Annotated in this window: 17 protein-coding genes; 9 read left to right on the top strand and 8 right to left on the bottom strand. The window is 67.3% G+C overall.

Features of this window, described 5'->3' with window-relative positions:
* Positions 1-15: 15 nt before the first annotated feature.
* From hutC to AC5P8U_RS00265, 3 genes are all read left to right on the top strand, one after another.
* On the top strand, positions 16-744 hold the full coding sequence (gene hutC / locus AC5P8U_RS00275; protein WP_072168119.1) for a histidine utilization transcriptional repressor HutC: 729 nt from the start codon (positions 16-18) through the stop codon (positions 742-744).
* Between the two features lie 77 nt (positions 745-821).
* Positions 822-1,019 carry a type II toxin-antitoxin system HicA family toxin gene (locus tag AC5P8U_RS00270; RefSeq protein WP_343124706.1) on the top strand — a complete coding sequence of 66 codons (198 nt, stop codon included), beginning with the start codon at positions 822-824 and terminating at the stop codon, positions 1,017-1,019.
* Positions 1,020-1,027: 8 nt separating this feature from the next.
* Positions 1,028-1,420, top strand: coding sequence for a type II toxin-antitoxin system HicB family antitoxin (locus AC5P8U_RS00265; protein WP_005417308.1), 393 nt, complete (start codon positions 1,028-1,030; stop codon positions 1,418-1,420).
* Between the two features lie 141 nt (positions 1,421-1,561).
* On the opposite strand, the gene AC5P8U_RS00260 is transcribed toward AC5P8U_RS00265, so the two are convergent.
* The 3 genes from AC5P8U_RS00260 to AC5P8U_RS00250 form a co-directional block, all read right to left on the bottom strand.
* Entirely contained in the window at positions 1,562-2,566 is a 1,005-nt protein-coding gene (locus AC5P8U_RS00260) for a restriction endonuclease (RefSeq protein ID WP_088496098.1), read from the bottom strand.
* Positions 2,567-2,802: 236 nt separating this feature from the next.
* Positions 2,803-3,294 carry a phasin family protein gene (locus tag AC5P8U_RS00255; protein ID WP_447897186.1) on the bottom strand — a complete coding sequence of 164 codons (492 nt, stop codon included), beginning with the start codon at positions 3,292-3,294 and terminating at the stop codon, positions 2,803-2,805.
* An 81-nt stretch (positions 3,295-3,375) separates the two neighbouring features.
* A complete protein-coding gene (locus tag AC5P8U_RS00250; RefSeq protein WP_005417302.1) occupies positions 3,376-3,651 on the bottom strand; it encodes a polyhydroxyalkanoic acid system family protein in 276 nt (91 codons plus the stop codon).
* 125 nt (positions 3,652-3,776) lie between these two features.
* Here AC5P8U_RS00250 and AC5P8U_RS00245 point away from each other — a divergent pair, with 125 nt between their 5' ends.
* The 4 genes from AC5P8U_RS00245 (at position 3,777) to aroA (ending at position 8,485) form a co-directional block, all read left to right on the top strand.
* Entirely contained in the window at positions 3,777-4,583 is an 807-nt protein-coding gene (locus AC5P8U_RS00245; protein WP_088496097.1) for an FHA domain-containing protein, read from the top strand.
* Positions 4,584-4,764: 181 nt separating this feature from the next.
* Positions 4,765-5,850 (top strand): 3-phosphoserine/phosphohydroxythreonine transaminase, encoded by a 1,086-nt coding sequence (gene serC, locus AC5P8U_RS00240; RefSeq protein WP_088497904.1) that lies wholly within the window; start codon positions 4,765-4,767, stop codon positions 5,848-5,850.
* A gap of 51 nt (positions 5,851-5,901) precedes the next feature.
* The gene (pheA, locus tag AC5P8U_RS00235) at positions 5,902-7,101 is read left to right on the top strand and encodes a prephenate dehydratase (RefSeq protein ID WP_005417297.1); all 1,200 of its coding nucleotides are present in this window, start codon (positions 5,902-5,904) and stop codon (positions 7,099-7,101) included.
* A gap of 76 nt (positions 7,102-7,177) precedes the next feature.
* Entirely contained in the window at positions 7,178-8,485 is a 1,308-nt protein-coding gene (gene aroA / locus AC5P8U_RS00230; protein ID WP_072168115.1) for a 3-phosphoshikimate 1-carboxyvinyltransferase, read from the top strand.
* Between the two features lie 190 nt (positions 8,486-8,675).
* On the opposite strand, the gene AC5P8U_RS00225 is transcribed toward aroA, so the two are convergent.
* Positions 8,676-9,248 carry an energy transducer TonB gene (locus tag AC5P8U_RS00225; RefSeq protein ID WP_188240841.1) on the bottom strand — a complete coding sequence of 191 codons (573 nt, stop codon included), beginning with the start codon at positions 9,246-9,248 and terminating at the stop codon, positions 8,676-8,678.
* Positions 9,249-9,367: 119 nt separating this feature from the next.
* Entirely contained in the window at positions 9,368-10,006 is a 639-nt protein-coding gene (locus AC5P8U_RS00220) for an energy transducer TonB (RefSeq protein WP_072168113.1), read from the bottom strand.
* Between the two features lie 113 nt (positions 10,007-10,119).
* Here AC5P8U_RS00220 and serS point away from each other — a divergent pair, with 113 nt between their 5' ends.
* Entirely contained in the window at positions 10,120-11,400 is a 1,281-nt protein-coding gene (gene serS, locus AC5P8U_RS00215; protein WP_447897100.1) for a serine--tRNA ligase, read from the top strand.
* A 66-nt stretch (positions 11,401-11,466) separates the two neighbouring features.
* On the opposite strand, the gene AC5P8U_RS00210 is transcribed toward serS, so the two are convergent.
* Both AC5P8U_RS00210 and AC5P8U_RS00205 read right to left on the bottom strand, forming a co-directional pair.
* Positions 11,467-11,829 (bottom strand): SH3 domain-containing protein, encoded by a 363-nt coding sequence (locus tag AC5P8U_RS00210; protein ID WP_151354721.1) that lies wholly within the window; start codon positions 11,827-11,829, stop codon positions 11,467-11,469.
* Positions 11,830-11,966: 137 nt separating this feature from the next.
* A complete protein-coding gene (locus AC5P8U_RS00205) occupies positions 11,967-12,554 on the bottom strand; it encodes an FMN-dependent NADH-azoreductase (RefSeq protein ID WP_072168109.1) in 588 nt (195 codons plus the stop codon).
* 127 nt (positions 12,555-12,681) lie between these two features.
* Here AC5P8U_RS00205 and AC5P8U_RS00200 point away from each other — a divergent pair, with 127 nt between their 5' ends.
* On the top strand, positions 12,682-13,674 hold the full coding sequence (locus tag AC5P8U_RS00200) for a LysR family transcriptional regulator (RefSeq protein WP_005410175.1): 993 nt from the start codon (positions 12,682-12,684) through the stop codon (positions 13,672-13,674).
* 52 nt (positions 13,675-13,726) lie between these two features.
* Here AC5P8U_RS00200 and AC5P8U_RS00195 read toward each other — a convergent pair whose 3' ends face one another.
* Complete coding sequence (locus tag AC5P8U_RS00195; protein ID WP_072168108.1) at positions 13,727-14,800, bottom strand: DUF4241 domain-containing protein; 1,074 nt, start codon at positions 14,798-14,800, stop codon at positions 13,727-13,729.
* Positions 14,801-14,864: the final 64 nt, after the last annotated feature.

Genomic DNA, 14,864 nt, shown 5'->3' with positions numbered 1-14,864 from the left:
CCGGGACCTCATTACGTGAAGGCAAGCAAGTCCGCCACGCTCAACCAGCGTATCCGCAGCGATCTGGAAAGCCGCATCCTCAGCGGAGAGTGGGCGCCGGGCTTCCGTATTCCGTACGAGCACGAGCTGATGGAGCAATACGGCTGCTCGCGGATGACGGTGAACAAGGTGCTGACCGCACTGGCCGAGAGCGGCATGATCGAGCGCCGCCGTCGCGCCGGTTCATTCGTGGCGCGTCAGCCGCCGCACCTGGAACAGGTGGCGCTGGAGATTCCCGATATCGCGATGGAGGTCGGTTCGCGCGGCCATCAGTACGCGTACCGCCTGCTGCAGCGCGAGCTGCGTCTGGCCGACACCGGCAATGCCGGTGAAGTGGAGCTGGCCGGCAGCGAGAAGCTGCTGGCGATGCGCTGCCTGCACCTGGCCGATGGCCGTCCGCTGGCGCTGGAGCATCGCCTGATCAGTCCGGTGGGCGTGCCCGAGGTACTGGAAGTCGATTTCAGTACCACCGCGCCGGGCAGCTGGCTGCTGCAGAACGTGTCCTGGACGCGCGCGCAGCATCGCATCAGTGCCTGGGGTGCGGATACCGCTACCGCCAGGCTGCTGGAGGTGAAGCCGGGCACCGCATGCCTGGTGATCGAGCGCCTGACCTGGCGCGGTGAACAGCCGATCACCCGCGTGCGGCAGGTGTTCCTGGGGGATGCCTGGGACCTGGTTGCGCGCTTCGCGCCGGGCGCTCGCTAGGGATTCCATCCACGCATGGCGTGGATCTACTGGTCCGGTACGGCTGTCGTCTTGAACTCTGTTGGTGCGTGTGTACGATGTGTCGTCCCTGCATGAAGAGCAGGGACCTCATCCGGGATCTGGAGGCGGCAGGTTGGACCTGTTGCAGGATTCGCGGATCCCATCATGTATTCGTGCACCCGCAGTGGCCTCACATCATCACCGTGCCTCACCCCAGAAAGGATCTGGGCAAGGGGCTGGTTCAGGCGTTGCGGAAGCTCGCAGGATTGACGTAGGAGGTCCCATGCGCTATCCAGTCTTGATTGAGGCCGGCGATGAACGCACCGCGTGGGGGGTCATCGTTCCCGATCTGCCGGGGTGCTTCTCGGCAGCCGACACGCTTGACGATGCACTCAGCGCGGCCGAGGAGTCTGCGCTTGCCTGGATCGATGCGGCCCTGGATGAGGGGCGCTCGATTCCCAGTCCTTCTGCGCCACAGAAGATCGTCGCCGAGGCTCCCAGTGGTACGGCCTGGATTCTTGCCTACATCTGCATTGATCCATCTCTGCTGGACGACACCATCGAGCGGGTCAACATCAGCCTGCCGCGTCGCATCCTGGCCAGGCTGGATGCGCAGGCCAGGGCGGCCGGCGAATCCCGCTCCAGTTACATCGCCCATCTCGCAGCATTGGGCTGAGCGGGCGCCTTGTAGAGCCCAGCCCATGGTCGGCTGCTGTTCGCGCGTTGCGCGATGAGTCGAGCGTGGCTCGACTCTGCAAAGGCATCCACGCATGGCGCGGGATTCAGTAGATCCACGCCATGCGTGGATGTTGCCCCATCAATACGTAGCGCACTGCCGCCAGCGTACGGGTTCATCCACGCCGGGGCGGGCGTTGAGCTGGATGCGCACGTTGCGCAGGGCAGGGTAGTGCAGCACTTCCTCACAGACCTGCGGCCAGACCTTTTCCAGTTCACCGGTGCGGTTGATCGCCAGCGTCTGCCGGGTCAGCCAGACACCGCTGGCGATGCCGGGCTTGCCGGCCAGGGCGCGGGCCAGATCGGCCTGGAAGCGCTCCAGCGTGGCCGCATCCGGATTGGGATTGCTGCGCGCGTCGGCCGCCGGGGCGACGGCAGCCGCGGGTGAAGGGGCGGCCGGGAGCACTGCCGTGGTGCCAGCAGGTTCCGCCGCAGGCGCGGTTGAAGGCGTCGCCACCACCGGTGCCGCAGCAACCGGCGCGGCCTCTTCCACACGCAGGCCCTGCAGGCCCAGGCCAACCAGCAGCCCCAGCGTTGCCGAACCCAGTGCGGCGATGGCGATGCGGCGCAGCGCTTCGTGCCGGGCGCTGGCGCGCACGCGTGCTTCGATATCGCCGGGCAGGTAAGGCTGCAGCAATGGCCACAGGCGCGGGCCGTCCAGCACTTCAACCGCCTGCTTCTCGGCGGCGCTGCGGCCGCCGCGCTCGATGCGGCCTTCGGTCAGCAGCACGCCGCCCTTGGCGCCGGCCAGGCGCGCGGCCGCACCCAGCTCGTTCACTGCGGCGGTGCCGATGCGGTAGGCCAGGCCATGCTTGCACGACACCAGCCAGTGGTTGGGGCCATCGCTGAGCATGAAATCGCTGCTTGGCTCGCGGGCTTCTTCCGCCGGATCGATCAGCTCACGCAGGCCGCGCTGTTCGCGCAGCATGCGCTTGACCAGAACCGAGAATTCGCGCCAATGCATGCCCGCCAGGGCCTGCAGGCCGAGTTGCATCTCCTTCTGCCGCCGCTTGACCCACCACAGATAGACAACGGCCAGGGAACAGCTAAGCAGGGCCGACAGCAGGGCCAGGATCCAGGGGAGCATGCAGGAGTAGGGCGGAAGGGGCGAAAGCGGAGAACGACAGTGTAAAGGTCGCGGTGCCTGGCCGGGTCAGGATGTTCCTGACAGAAAGCGTGATGGAGCGCGCAGATCGGCGTACAGCGGGCACGAAAAACCCGCCAATCCTGAAGCCGTGAGGGGAGGGAACAAACGGCAGCCGAAGCGATTGGCGGGTTGCTCGCGATTGTCAATCAATTTTTATTGCGTTGCAACAATTGCGCTCAGGGCACGCTGCCCGGCGACTGATGGCTGCCCGGAGCAGGGGCGTCGGTGCCGGACGCGGCGCGGTTTTCCAGCTTGGCCAGGCGCGCGTGCAGGGCATCAATGCGGGCCTCCAGTGCGGTCACTTCGTCGGCGGTGGGTACATGGAGGCGCTTGAGTACGCCCTGCACCTGGTCATCGAAGGCCTTCTCCACCTTGTTCCAGGTGCCGGAGGCCTTCTCGCGGGCCTCGTCCAGCGAGGTCTCGACATTGTCACGCCAGCCCGGGCCCTGGTCGCCGTTGCGTTCACGGCGGCGGGCTTCCCAGGCTTCGCCTTCCTTCACCAGGCCATCGAAGAAGCGGCTGCCCTCGGCCTGGGCGCGACCCAGCGCACCCAACCCGGCCAGCCAGACCTGCTGGGCCGAATCGCTCAGCTTGCGCGAGAAGCGCTCGGCCTGGTCACTGAAAGAGGCATCGTCGTTGCGGCGGTCGTCGTTCTCGTAGTGGTTCATCGCACTTCCCGTGGGAGTTGGGCCTGACCCCGAGAGTAGCGCGCACCGGCGTTGCACGGCCGTGACGGCCGCCGCCGGGGTTCAGCCCAGCTTTTCCTTCAGCACACGCTGGATCTCGCCTTCGACCATGCCCTTCATCGCCGACAGCAGGAAGCCCAGCTTGGCGGTTACGCGCACGGCACCCGGCTGCAGTTCGATCGCACCGTCCACGCCGCTGCCGGAGAAGTTCAGTACGTCGGCGGTCCAGGACGACTTCAGGCCAAAGCGCTCGGACAGCTTGGCAGCGACCTGTTCGATCGCGGCGCGCGCCTGTGCATCGGGCAGGGCGTGGGCGTGGCGGACATCGATGGTGGACATGCAGGCTCCTGGCGCAGGGCGGGGTAGGTCGAAGAGGGCAAGCATTGTGCGCATCAAGGGCCGCCGCGCCAAGCACTCATCGTGGGTTCTTCTTCGTTGGCGACCAACCTGCTAGTCTGCGCCGCGTGCAGAACCTGCTTGTTCACTTCAGTCAACAACAACAGCCCGACCAGCCCTTGCGGCCCGGGGTGCAGCGCATCGTGCGCCAGGCCAACGGCAGCGTGCGGCTCGGAGATCCCGGCCACGGCGCACTGCTGCTGGCCCAGTTCTGCATGGATGATCGCGGCCTCTGGCTGCAGGTCGGCAACGGCATCCGCGGCGTCCACGTCAACGGTCGCCCGGTACGCAGGATGGCCCTGCTGCGTGCAGGCGATGCGGTGTATGTGGATGGCGTGGAGATGGTCCTGCAGGGCGAGGTCGAAAGTCTGCTGCAGGCGCCTGCGCCGAAAACCGAAGATGGCAGCGACGAGCAGCAGCGGCTGCTGCGCGGTGTCGGCGGCCTCCATCATGGCCGCAGCTTCACCCTGTCGCGGGCCCGCCTGATCGGGCGTGGCAACGAGGCTGACATCGCCATCGATGACCCGGCTTTTGCCGAGCAGCATGCCCGCGTGGAAGTGCACGGCGAACGCGTGCTGCTGCGCGACCTCGGCAGTGCCGACGGCACCCGCGTCAATGGCGTGGCCGTGCGCCATTGCTGGCTGCAGGCCGGCGACCAGGTGGTGTTCGATGGCCAGCACCGTTTCGTGCTGGAAGTGCCGCATGATCCGCGCCGACGGTCGTTGCCGGTCGAGGACGAGTCGGGCGAGGACGTGGAACAGGCGCCGGTGCTGCCGGCTGCGCCGCGCAGGGTGCGGCGCTGGCCGTGGCTGCTGGTCAGTGCGCTGCTGCTGGCCGCGCTGCTCAGCCTGCTGCTCTGGTTCGGCGCGCGCTGACGGTGGTGCCGGCCGCTGGCCGGCAACCGCCGCCCCTGAATCCGTGAGGTTGCCGGCCAGCGGCCGGCACTACCCGGTCGCGTTGCCGATGGATTCCAATGAAACCAAATTTCCCTTGCCGCACAAGGCCGCAAGGCTGGTGCACTGCGGCATACTAGGGGTCTTGCCCCACAGGTGTGACATGACGCGCGCGTTCAACTTCAGTGCCGGCCCTGCGACTTTGCCGGAATCGGTCCTGCGTCAGGCGCAGGCGGAAATGCTGGACTGGCACGGGTCCGGCGCTTCGATCGTGGAAATGAGCCATCGCGGCGCGGAATTCATGTCCGTGGCCGCCGAGGCCGAGGCCGACCTGCGTCGCCTGCTCGATATCCCCGAAGACTATGCGGTGCTGTTCCTGTCCGGTGGTGCCACCACCCAGCAGGCGTTGATCCCGCTGAACTTCGCCGCCCCCGGCCAGCGTGCCGACTACGTGGTCAGTGGCCACTGGGGCAAGACCGCGGTCAGGCAGGCCGGTGTCTACGTGGACGTCAACATCGCCGCCAGCAGCGAGGCCGATGGCTATCGCACGCTGCCGCCGCACGCCGATTGGCAGCTCTCGCCGGATGCCGCCTACGTGCACATCACCGCCAACGAGACCATCCACGGCGTCGAGTTCCGTGATGTGCCCGATACCGGCAATGTGCCGCTGGTGGCCGACTTCAGTTCGTCCATTGCCAGCGAGCCGCTGGACGTGCGCCGCTACGGCGTGATCTATGCCGGTGCGCAGAAAAACCTGGGTCCGGTCGGCATCGCGGTGATGATCATCCGCCGCGACCTGCTCGAGCGCAGTGGCCAGCCACGCGCGGACATCTTCGATTACCGCTCGCATGTCGCCCGCGATTCGATGCTGAACACCCCGCCGACCTGGAACTGGTACCTGGCCGGTCTGGTGTTCAAGTGGATGCTGGCCGAGGGCGGCGTGACCGAGTTCGCCAGGCGCAATGCCGCCAAGGCCGCGCTGGTGTACGGCGCCATCGACGGCTCCGGCGGCTTCTACCGCAATGAGGTTGCACACGCGGCCCGTTCGCGGATGAACATCCCGTTCTTCCTGCCCGATGCCGATCTCGATGCCCGCTTCGTGGCCGAGGCCAAGGCCGCTGGCCTGCTGGCGCTGAAGGGGCACAAGGTCGTCGGTGGCATCCGTGCCTCGCTGTACAACGCCATGCCGCTGGCCGGGGCCGAGGCGCTGGTCGCCTTCATGGCCGATTTCCAGCAGCGTCACGGCTGAGCAATGAACGGCGCGCACCGTCGGGTGCGTTCCCCGCAACAAGGAATTCCGATGGCAAGCAGCAAATCCAGCAAGAAGGCGCCGAAGAAGGCCGAACCGGCCAAGGACAGCGTGCCCACCAAGGCGAAGGGCAAGGCCAAGGCCACCTCGAACCCGGCACCCACCCTGGCGCCGCTGGCGCTGGCCGATGTGCGCTCGAAGATCGACCAGATCGACCGCGACATCCAGAGCCTGATCGCCGAGCGCGCGCGCTTCGCCCACCAGGTCGGCAAGGCCAAGGGCAAGCTCGCCGCCGCCGTCGACTACTACCGCCCCGAGCGCGAAGCGCAGGTGCTGCGCATGGTGGTGGACCGCAACGAAGGCCCGCTCAGCGATGAACTGCTGGTGCACGTCTACCGCGAGATCATGTCGGCCTGCCTGGCCCAGCAGGAGCCGCTGAAGATCGGCTACCTCGGCCCGGAAGGTACTTTCAGCCAGCAGGCCGTGCTCAAGCACTTCGGCCGCTCCGCGCTGGGCCTGCCGATGGCCAGCATCGAAGAGGTGTTCCAGGAAGTGGAAGCGGGCAACGCCGATTTCGGCGTGGTGCCGGTGGAGAATTCGGGGCAGGGCACCATCCAGATCACCCTGGACATGTTCCTGACCTCCAACCTGAAGATCTGCGGCGAAGTGGAACTGCGCGTGCAGCAGTACCTGATGTCGCGCAGCGGCCGCATCGAGGACATCGAGCGCATCTACGCGCACCCGCAGTCGTTCATGCAGACCTCGGCGTGGCTGCGCGCCAATCTGCCGAAGGCCGAGAAGATTCCGGTGTCGAGCAACGCCGAAGGCGCGCGCCGTGCGCGCAACGCCGACGACGCGGCGGCCATCGGCGGCGAGAGTGCCGGCCACGTGTACGGCCTGAAGAAGGTGGTCACCAAGCCGATCCAGAACGATGCCGACAACACCACCCGCTTCCTGGTGGTGGGCCGCAACATTTTCCCGACCTCCGGCCACGACCGCACCTCGGTGCTGGTGTTCATCCATGACAAGCCCGGTGCGCTGTTCGACGTGCTCAGCCCGTTCGCCCGCCACGGCATCAGCATGAACCGCATCGAGTCGCGGCCGTCACACCACGGCAAGTGGGAGTACGGTTTCTTCATCGACCTGGCCGGCCACATCGACGACGCGCCGATGCAGGCCGCGCTGGCCGAACTGGAAGCGCACTCGGCGCAGATCAAGGTGCTGGGCTCCTATCCGGTGGCCGTGCCCTGAGTGCTGCTGCGGCGGCAACAGCCGCCGCTCCCTGATGCATCGCCGGCGCTGCCGGTGTTTACGGAATGATCGAACGATGAGCAACGCGCAACACTGGATAGCCCGCAAGGGCCAGCCGCTGCAGGGCAGCCTGACCATTCCCGGCGACAAGTCGGTCTCGCACCGCTCGGTGATGTTTGCCGCGCTGGCCGATGGCACCTCGCACATCGAAGGCTTCCTGGAAGGCGAGGACACCCGCGCGACCGCGCGCATCTTCAGCCAGCTGGGGGTGCGCATCGAAACGCCCAGCCCGTCGCAGCGCGTCGTGCACGGTGTCGGCATCGATGGCCTGAAGGCGCCGGATGCACCGCTGGATTGCGGCAATGCCGGTACCGGCATGCGCCTGCTGGCCGGCCTGTTGGCGGGCCAGTCGTTCGACTGCACGCTGATCGGCGATGAATCGCTGTCCGGCCGCCCGATGCGCCGCGTCACTGGCCCGCTGTCGCAGATGGGCGCAAGGATCGACACCCAGGACGACGGCACACCGCCGCTGCACGTGCATGGTGGCCAAGCGCTGCACGGCATCGATTTCGCCTCGCCGGTGGCCAGTGCGCAGGTCAAGTCGGCGGTGCTGCTGGCCGGGCTGTATGCGCAGGGCGAAACCTGCGTGACCGAACCGCACCCGACCCGCGACTACACCGAGCGCATGTTGTCCGCGTTCGGCGTGGACATCGCGTTTTCGCCGGGCAAGGCCCGCCTGCGCGGTGGCCAGCGCCTGCGCGCCACGGATATCGTGGTGCCCGCCGATTTCTCTTCGGCCGCGTTCTACCTGGTCGCCGCCAGCATCATTCCCGGTTCCGAGCTGCGCCTGAAGCAGGTCGGCCTGAATCCGCGCCGCACCGGCCTGTTGCATGCGCTGCGCCTGATGGGTGCGGACATCACCGAAGAGAACCCGGCAGAACAGGGCGGTGAACCGGTGGCCGACCTGGTGGTGCGCTACGCCCCGCTGAAGGGCGCACGCATTCCGGAAGAACTGGTGCCGGACATGATCGACGAGTTCCCGGCGCTGTTCGTGGCGGCAGCTGCTGCAGAAGGCCAGACCGTGGTGACCGGCGCCGCCGAGCTGCGGGTGAAGGAATCCGATCGTCTCGCAGCGATGGCCACCGGCCTGCGCGCGCTGGGCATGCAGGTGGACGAAACTGAAGACGGTGCCACCCTGCACGGGGGCGTGCGCCTGGGCAGCGGCACCATCGAAAGCCACGGCGACCACCGCATCGCTATGGCGTTCGCCATTGCCGGCCAGATCAGTAACGGCGAAGTGCGCATCAACGACATCGCCAATGTCGCCACGTCCTTCCCGGACTTCGACGGCCTGGCGCGCAGCGCCGGCTTCAACCTGGCCTGACCGGCGGATCAGGTTTTCCGGTAGGTGCCAACCATGGTTGGCACGCGCCCCCTGTCCGGTAGGTGCCAACCTCGGTCGGCACGCTCACATCGCCCGGTAGGTGCCGACCTTCCTTGGTCGGCACGCTTCTCCGCATAAAAGGACGGAGGCCGAAGCCTCCGTCTAAACATCACGAACCCCTCGTCCGCGATCAACGCTGTCCGGTACGGAAATCCACCGGGACCCGCACCACACTGGCCACTGCACGGCCTTCATGCATCGCCGGCTGGAACTTCCAGTTCTGCACGGTGCTCAGCACCGCACGATCCAGGTCACGGCTGCGCTCGCCGCTGCGCGAAACAATCGCAGCATTGGTCACTTGGCCGCGGGCATCGACATTCAGGCTGGCGATCACGCTGCCCTGCACGCCATTGCGCAGCGCGGCAGCGGGGTAGGTCGGCTTGCTGTTGCCCGCCAGCGGGCGCGCCTCGCGATTGCGTACGGCAGGGGTCGCCTTGCGCTGGTTGCCGGCCGCTGCGGCCTGGCGTGCCGCAGGCTGCTGTACGTCGGCGACCGGCGCCTGCTCGGGCGCGGGCAGCATGCGCTCGCCGACCGGTGCCGGCGCCACGTCTTCCTGGTTCGAGTGACGCAGCCAGAGCAGTGCGGCGGCAAACATCGCCACGATCAGCGCGATCCACATCCAGGGCGACGTGGGCTTGTGCTGTTCGCTGGCGTCCTGCTGTTGCTGCGGCGAATGAAGGTCTTCGTGGGTGGTGGCGGTCATCGCAAACTCCTTCCGTCAATGGACGACGGGGAGAGTGTTGCGCGGGCCAGTGGCGGGAAGTGTCAGCGTTGCGTCAACGCAACCGGCAGGGTTCAGTTTGCCTGCCGGGAAACGTTCAGTTACTGGGTCTTGAAGTCGAACGGCACTTCAATGCTGCCCGGTACGGCCTGGCCGTTGCTCTGTGCCGGGGTGAAGCGCCAGCGGCGCACCGCATCGGTCGCGGCACGGTCGAGCTCGCGTGAGCCGCTGCGCTGGATCACCGTGGCATTGTTCGGATAGCCGGTGGCATCCACGTCCACGCGTACGACCACCGTACCGGTTTCACCGGCGCGCAGGGCGGCGGCGGGATAGGACGGCGGTGGCGACTGGCCGGCAATCGGCATCGGCTGGCTGTTGCCCGTGGCAGCCGGCGCGGGAGCCGGTGCGGCCGGGGCCGCTTCGGCGACGGGCGCCGGCGGTGGCGGCGGGGTTTCGACCAGCTTCGGGGCTTCCTCTTCGACCGGGGCCGGCTTGGCATCGGGCATGTCGCTGGAACCGGCGGCCGCCGCCAGCGGTTCGGGCAGCGGTTCCACCTGCGCCGTCTCCTGCGGGGTCTGTGCGGCCGGGTCGGCGCGGAAGAATTCCTTGTCGCGACCGGTGAACCAGACCAGCACGAACAGCAGCACGCCCACGCCGAAGGCGATGCCCGCGATCTTCAGGGCGTTGCGCGGGATATGCACGGTAAACGACTTGGCGGACGACGAGCGGGGTGCAGACATGGACCGGACCAGTACGGAATGCCCCGATTCTGCCACGGCGGGAATGAACCGGGCGGCAGAAATCCGTATAACAAGCGATAATCCCATCCCTGATACCCACCACGACACCTGCCATGCTTGATCCAGCCCTGCTCCGCCACCAGCCCGCCGACCTCGCCGAACGCCTGCGCGCCAGCCGCGGCTTCGAGCTCGACGTGTCTGCCTTGGAGTTCCTGGAGGCCGATCGCAAGCGCATCCAGGTGCGGACCCAGGAGCTGCAGAGCCTGCGCAACAGCCGTTCCAAGGCCATCGGCCAGGCCAAGGCCAAGGGCGAGGACGTGTCGGCCATCATGGCTGAAGTTGCCGCCTTCGCCGACGAGCTGAAGGCCTCGGAGGTGGCGCTGGACGAGCTGCGCGAGAAGATCGAAGCGATCTCGATGGGGATCCCGAACCTGCCGGCCGATGACGTGCCAGCCGGTGCTGACGAGAACGACAACGTCGAGCAGGCGCGCTGGGGTACTCCGCGCCAGTTCGACTTCAAGGTGCTTGACCACGTCGAACTGGGCGCCCGCAATGGCTGGCTGGACGGCGAGACCGCGGCCAAACTGTCCGGTTCGCGCTTCACCGTCCTGCGCGGCCCGATCGCGCGCCTGCACCGCGCCCTGGCCCAGTTCATGGTCGACCTGCACACCGGCGAGCACGGTTACGAGGAAACCAACGTACCGCTGCTGGTCAATGCTGACTCGCTGCGCGGCACCAGCCAGCTGCCGAAGTTCGAGGACGACCTGTTCAAGACCGCCGTGGGCGACTCCACGCGTTATCTGATCCCGACCTCGGAAGTGCCGCTGACCAACATCGTGCGCGACGAGATCGTCGACGCCGAGCGCCTGCCGCTGCGCATGACCGCCCATTCGATGTGCTTCCGTGCCGAGGCTGGCAGCGGCGGCCGCGACGTGCGCGGCATGATCCGCCAGCACCAGTTCGAGAAGGTCGAGCTGGTCTCGATCAGCCGCCCGGAAGACAGCGACGCCGAGCACCAGCGCATGACCCGCTGCGCCGAAGTGGTGCTGGAGAAACTGGGCCTGCCGTATCGCAAGGTGCTGCTGTGCACCGGCGACATGGGCTTCTCGGCGGTGAAGACCTACGATCTGGAAGTCTGGCTGCCGTCGCAGGAGACCTACCGCGAGATCTCCTCGTGCTCGAACTGTGGTGATTTCCAGGCCCGCCGCATGCAGGCGCGCTGGCGCAACCCGGCCACCGGCAAGCCGGAGCTGGTGCATACCCTGAACGGCTCGGGCGTGGCGGTTGGCCGTGCGATGATCGCGGTGATGGAGAACTACCAGAACGCCGACGGCAGCATCACCGTGCCAGAGGCCCTGCGCCCGTACATGGGCGGCCTGGAAACCATCGCCTGACAGCCGGCGCTTTGCGCCGCCGCCCGAGCGTAGGCTCGGGCGCTACAGATCCATGTAGAGCCGAGCCTATGCTCGGCTCTCCTTTATGACCCGCAGCTTCTCCAGCGGCACCCATCCCGGTTCGCCGTTCTCCGGCACGCACCACGCCCAGCCATTGAGGATGCGCAGCCCGCGCAAGATCTGCCCGGGATCCACATCCAGCTCCCGCGCGCAGTAATCCTCCGTGGCATAGGCGTCATCCTGCGCATCGCGACCGATCACCGGCGCCGGCACGAAACCGGGCTGCTGCCCTTCGGCTTGGCACAGGAACCAGTCTTCCCAGCCCTCCGGGCCTTCATAACGTTCGCCCACCACCAGCGCCTGGCCACGGCGCAGGGTGATCGGGTGCGGAAATTCGCTGCGGTGCGCAGCCGTCACGATGTAGTTCATGGCCCCAGCCTAGCGCGTCGCAAAAGAAAATGGCCCCGCATAGCGGGGCCGCCAGGGTGGGCCGGGATGGGGGAGGGGATCCCGGCCCGCGTTCAGCGCCCAGACGAGGAGAGAGGGGCGCCGAACGTTGGAACGCGTTACGCAGCGACGGCTTCGGCCGCTTCGTGCGACGGCAGTGCCGCCAGTGCACCGGCAATGGCGTCTTCACGGTGCTGCGGCGAATAGGCGATGCCCTCGGCGCGCACGAATTCGACCTCGTTGATGCCCATGAAGGCGAACACCTGGCGCAGGAACGGCTCCTGGAAGTCGGCCGGCGAGTCGGTGTAGATGCCGCCACGGCTGCTGGCGATGATCACCCGCTTGCCACCGGCCAGGCCCACCGGGCCGTTCTCGGTGTACTTGAAGGTGCGGCCGGCCACGGCCACGCGGTCGATCCAGGCCTTCAGCGTGGACGGAATGCTGAAGTTGTACATCGGCGCGCCGATCACCACGATGTCGGCGTCCAGGAACTGCTGCATCACCTGTTCAGCATCGGTCGCCTCGGCCGCGTCGGTCCTGGCCAGCGAGCTGCTGCGCAGATGCGGTACCGGATTGGCGTCAAGATCGCGATAATCGACCTGCAGGTCATCGATCTGGCTGGCGAAGCGGGCGACCACGGCGGCCGACAGCTGGCGCGAGACGGAGTTGTCGCCAAGCACGCTGGCGTCGAGATGCAGAAGCTTCATGGCAGTCACCTGTGTTCTGGGAGGAAGGGGCGGGGTGGCCCCGCCGACGGAGAGAACGATAGGTTGTTGCAAAGGCGGAATAAAGGTGATTGAATGCCACGTATTGTTCTAGATATGGAACTCGGGTATGCATGACCTGAATGACCTGTACTACTTCGCGATGGTGGTCGACCACGGGGGATTCGCCGCCGCCGAGCGCGCACTGGGTATTCCCAAGTCGCGCCTGAGCCGCCGCATCAGCCAGCTGGAAACCGACCTGGGCGTACGCCTGCTGCAGCGCTCCACGCGCCGTTTCGCGGTCACCGATGTCGGCACCAGCGTGCATCGCCATGCGCAGACGATGCTGGCCGAGGCCCAGGCCGCCCGCGAAGTGGTGGACCGCCTCAGCGCGGAGCCGCGCGGCGTGGTGCGCGCCAGCGTGCCGGTGTCACTGGCGCAGATGCAGCTTCCCAAGCTGCTGCCCAAGTTCCTTGAGCAGTACCCGAAGGTGCGGCTGCAGCTGAACATCAGCAACCGCCGCGTGGATATCATCAATGAAGGCTACGACGTCGCCCTGCGCGTGCGTTCGCGCCTGGACGACGACGGCAGCCTGGTGATGCGCAGCTTCGGCCAGGTGCAGGAACTGCTGGTGGCCAGCCCGAAGTACCTGGACCGCGCCGGACGCCCCAAGGACCCGGAAGAGCTCACCCAGCACGTCACCCTCAGCATCAGCGAAGACGAAGCACGCCAGCGCTGGGAACTGCATGGCCCGGAAGGCGAAGTGCGCCGGGTCGACTTGCAGCCGCGCGTGGCCGGTTTCGACTTCCCGCTGCTGCAGAGCATGGTGAAGGACGGTTTCGGCATCACCATGCTGCCGGAGACCGTGTGCGCCGACGCCGTGCGCAACGGCGAGCTGGAAGTGGTGCTGCCGGACTGGTCGCTGCCGCAGGGCGTGTGCCACGCCGTGTTCGCTTCGCGCCGCGGCCTGCTGCCGGCGGTGCGCGTGTTCATCGACTTCCTGGCCGAGCACCTGCCGCCGCAGCTGGAGGCCTCGCGCCTGGATTGCGGTGGCGCCTGTGAGAAGGCCAAGGAGCGAATCAAGGCCAGTGCACTGGGTGCGCTGGCGGTGGATGCCGGCTGAGAGCGCTGAACGGTAGCGCCGGGCCATGCCCGGCGTTGCTGTTTTCCGACGATCAGTTCCGGCCGAACAGCCGGTCCCAGAAGCTGCGGCGTCGCGCTGCGGCCGGTGGCGGTTCGGCCGCAACGACGGGCGCTTCCAGCACCGCCATCAGTTCCGCGCTGCGCGGCTTCTTCAGGAAGCGCGCATAGTCCAGATAGCCGGTCACCTTGCTCATGTGAAGGCGTTCGGGCATTGCCGGCAATGCGCCGCCCTGCAACAGCACCCGCAATGCCTGCGGGCGGTCCAGGCGGATCGCCTCGTACAGGGCGGTGCCGCCGCAGCCCGGTTCGATCTGGTTGGCGCGCTGCGGCGCATCCTTCAGCAGGTCCTGCAATGCCTCCGCGTCGTCTCCTTCTACCGCAGCCACCAGCCGCGCCAGCGCCTCGGCTTCCGCAGGGGGCAGGTTGTCGCGATAGGCCTGGTCGGCAATCTCGCGCTCGTCGCGCCCATCGCCGCCCTGGATGCACAGGAAATCGGTGACCAGGGCGACCGGAATGCCGGACGTATCCAGCCCCCAGTAGCTGGGATAGACACCGTCGCCCCAGCCGCTGGTGAAGACCACCAGGCCGTGCGGCGAGTTCTCCCCCCAGGGGCGGTATTCGACGCCTTCGTCCAGGCCATCGTGGTCGATCAGTGCATCCGACCATTCACTCTCTTCCTCGCCATCGGCCTGTTCGATCAGGGCCAGCAGCGCCTGCTGGGTGTCGGTGTCCATGAAACAACCGATGCCAGCGTCGACCGGATAGCCGATGAAGCTGTCCTCATCCAGGCCGGTCAGGTCCTGGGTGGCCCAGCGCGCCATCTGCCAGTGCAGGGCGGTCGCGGTAAGAGCTTCGCGGGGCTTGAACCAGACCACGGCCAGGGCCGGGTGGCCGCTGTGCACGATGATTTCGACCGGGTGCCGCCCCAGCGGGGCGGTGTAGTCGGCCAGCGCAGGCGCCTCGGCCTGGACCAGCGGATCGCAGACCACCAGCTGCCCGCTGCTGACCGGCAGGTGCCCCGCGAAGGTGCGGTGCAGGGCCACAGCGGCCAGCTGTGTATCGTCCAGCAGGCAGGTGCGCAGGTTGGCCAGATCGAGATGGGCCATGGCGGCTCCGAGTGCGGTGAAGGCTCCCACCGTGCCGGATGCGAAGGGCAGGGGCAAGGTGGTC

It is taken from the genome of Stenotrophomonas sp. YJH_SMC_81, assembly GCF_059370875.1.
This window is presented reverse-complemented; position numbering and strand designations above follow the sequence as displayed.

Excerpts from the sequence above, each read along its gene's own strand:
- serS (WP_447897100.1), top strand. The coding sequence starts at position 10,120 with ATGCTTGATCCAGCCCTGCTCCGCCACCAGCCCGCCGACCTCGCCGAA.
- AC5P8U_RS00250 (WP_005417302.1), bottom strand. The coding sequence starts at position 3,651 with ATGTCCACCATCGATGTCCGCCACGCCCACGCCCTGCCCGATGCACAG.
- AC5P8U_RS00270 (WP_343124706.1), top strand. The coding sequence starts at position 822 with ATGTGTCGTCCCTGCATGAAGAGCAGGGACCTCATCCGGGATCTGGAG.
- AC5P8U_RS00220 (WP_072168113.1), bottom strand. The coding sequence starts at position 10,006 with ATGTCTGCACCCCGCTCGTCGTCCGCCAAGTCGTTTACCGTGCATATC.
- AC5P8U_RS00260 (WP_088496098.1), bottom strand. The coding sequence starts at position 2,566 with ATGCTCCCCTGGATCCTGGCCCTGCTGTCGGCCCTGCTTAGCTGTTCC.
- AC5P8U_RS00225 (WP_188240841.1), bottom strand. The coding sequence starts at position 9,248 with ATGACCGCCACCACCCACGAAGACCTTCATTCGCCGCAGCAACAGCAG.
- AC5P8U_RS00200 (WP_005410175.1), top strand. The coding sequence starts at position 12,682 with ATGCATGACCTGAATGACCTGTACTACTTCGCGATGGTGGTCGACCAC.
- AC5P8U_RS00255 (WP_447897186.1), bottom strand. The coding sequence starts at position 3,294 with ATGAACCACTACGAGAACGACGACCGCCGCAACGACGATGCCTCTTTC.
- aroA (WP_072168115.1), top strand. The coding sequence starts at position 7,178 with ATGAGCAACGCGCAACACTGGATAGCCCGCAAGGGCCAGCCGCTGCAG.
- pheA (WP_005417297.1), top strand. The coding sequence starts at position 5,902 with ATGGCAAGCAGCAAATCCAGCAAGAAGGCGCCGAAGAAGGCCGAACCG.
- AC5P8U_RS00205 (WP_072168109.1), bottom strand. The coding sequence starts at position 12,554 with ATGAAGCTTCTGCATCTCGACGCCAGCGTGCTTGGCGACAACTCCGTC.
- serC (WP_088497904.1), top strand. The coding sequence starts at position 4,765 with ATGACGCGCGCGTTCAACTTCAGTGCCGGCCCTGCGACTTTGCCGGAA.
- AC5P8U_RS00265 (WP_005417308.1), top strand. The coding sequence starts at position 1,028 with ATGCGCTATCCAGTCTTGATTGAGGCCGGCGATGAACGCACCGCGTGG.
- AC5P8U_RS00210 (WP_151354721.1), bottom strand. The coding sequence starts at position 11,829 with ATGAACTACATCGTGACGGCTGCGCACCGCAGCGAATTTCCGCACCCG.
- AC5P8U_RS00195 (WP_072168108.1), bottom strand. The coding sequence starts at position 14,800 with ATGGCCCATCTCGATCTGGCCAACCTGCGCACCTGCCTGCTGGACGAT.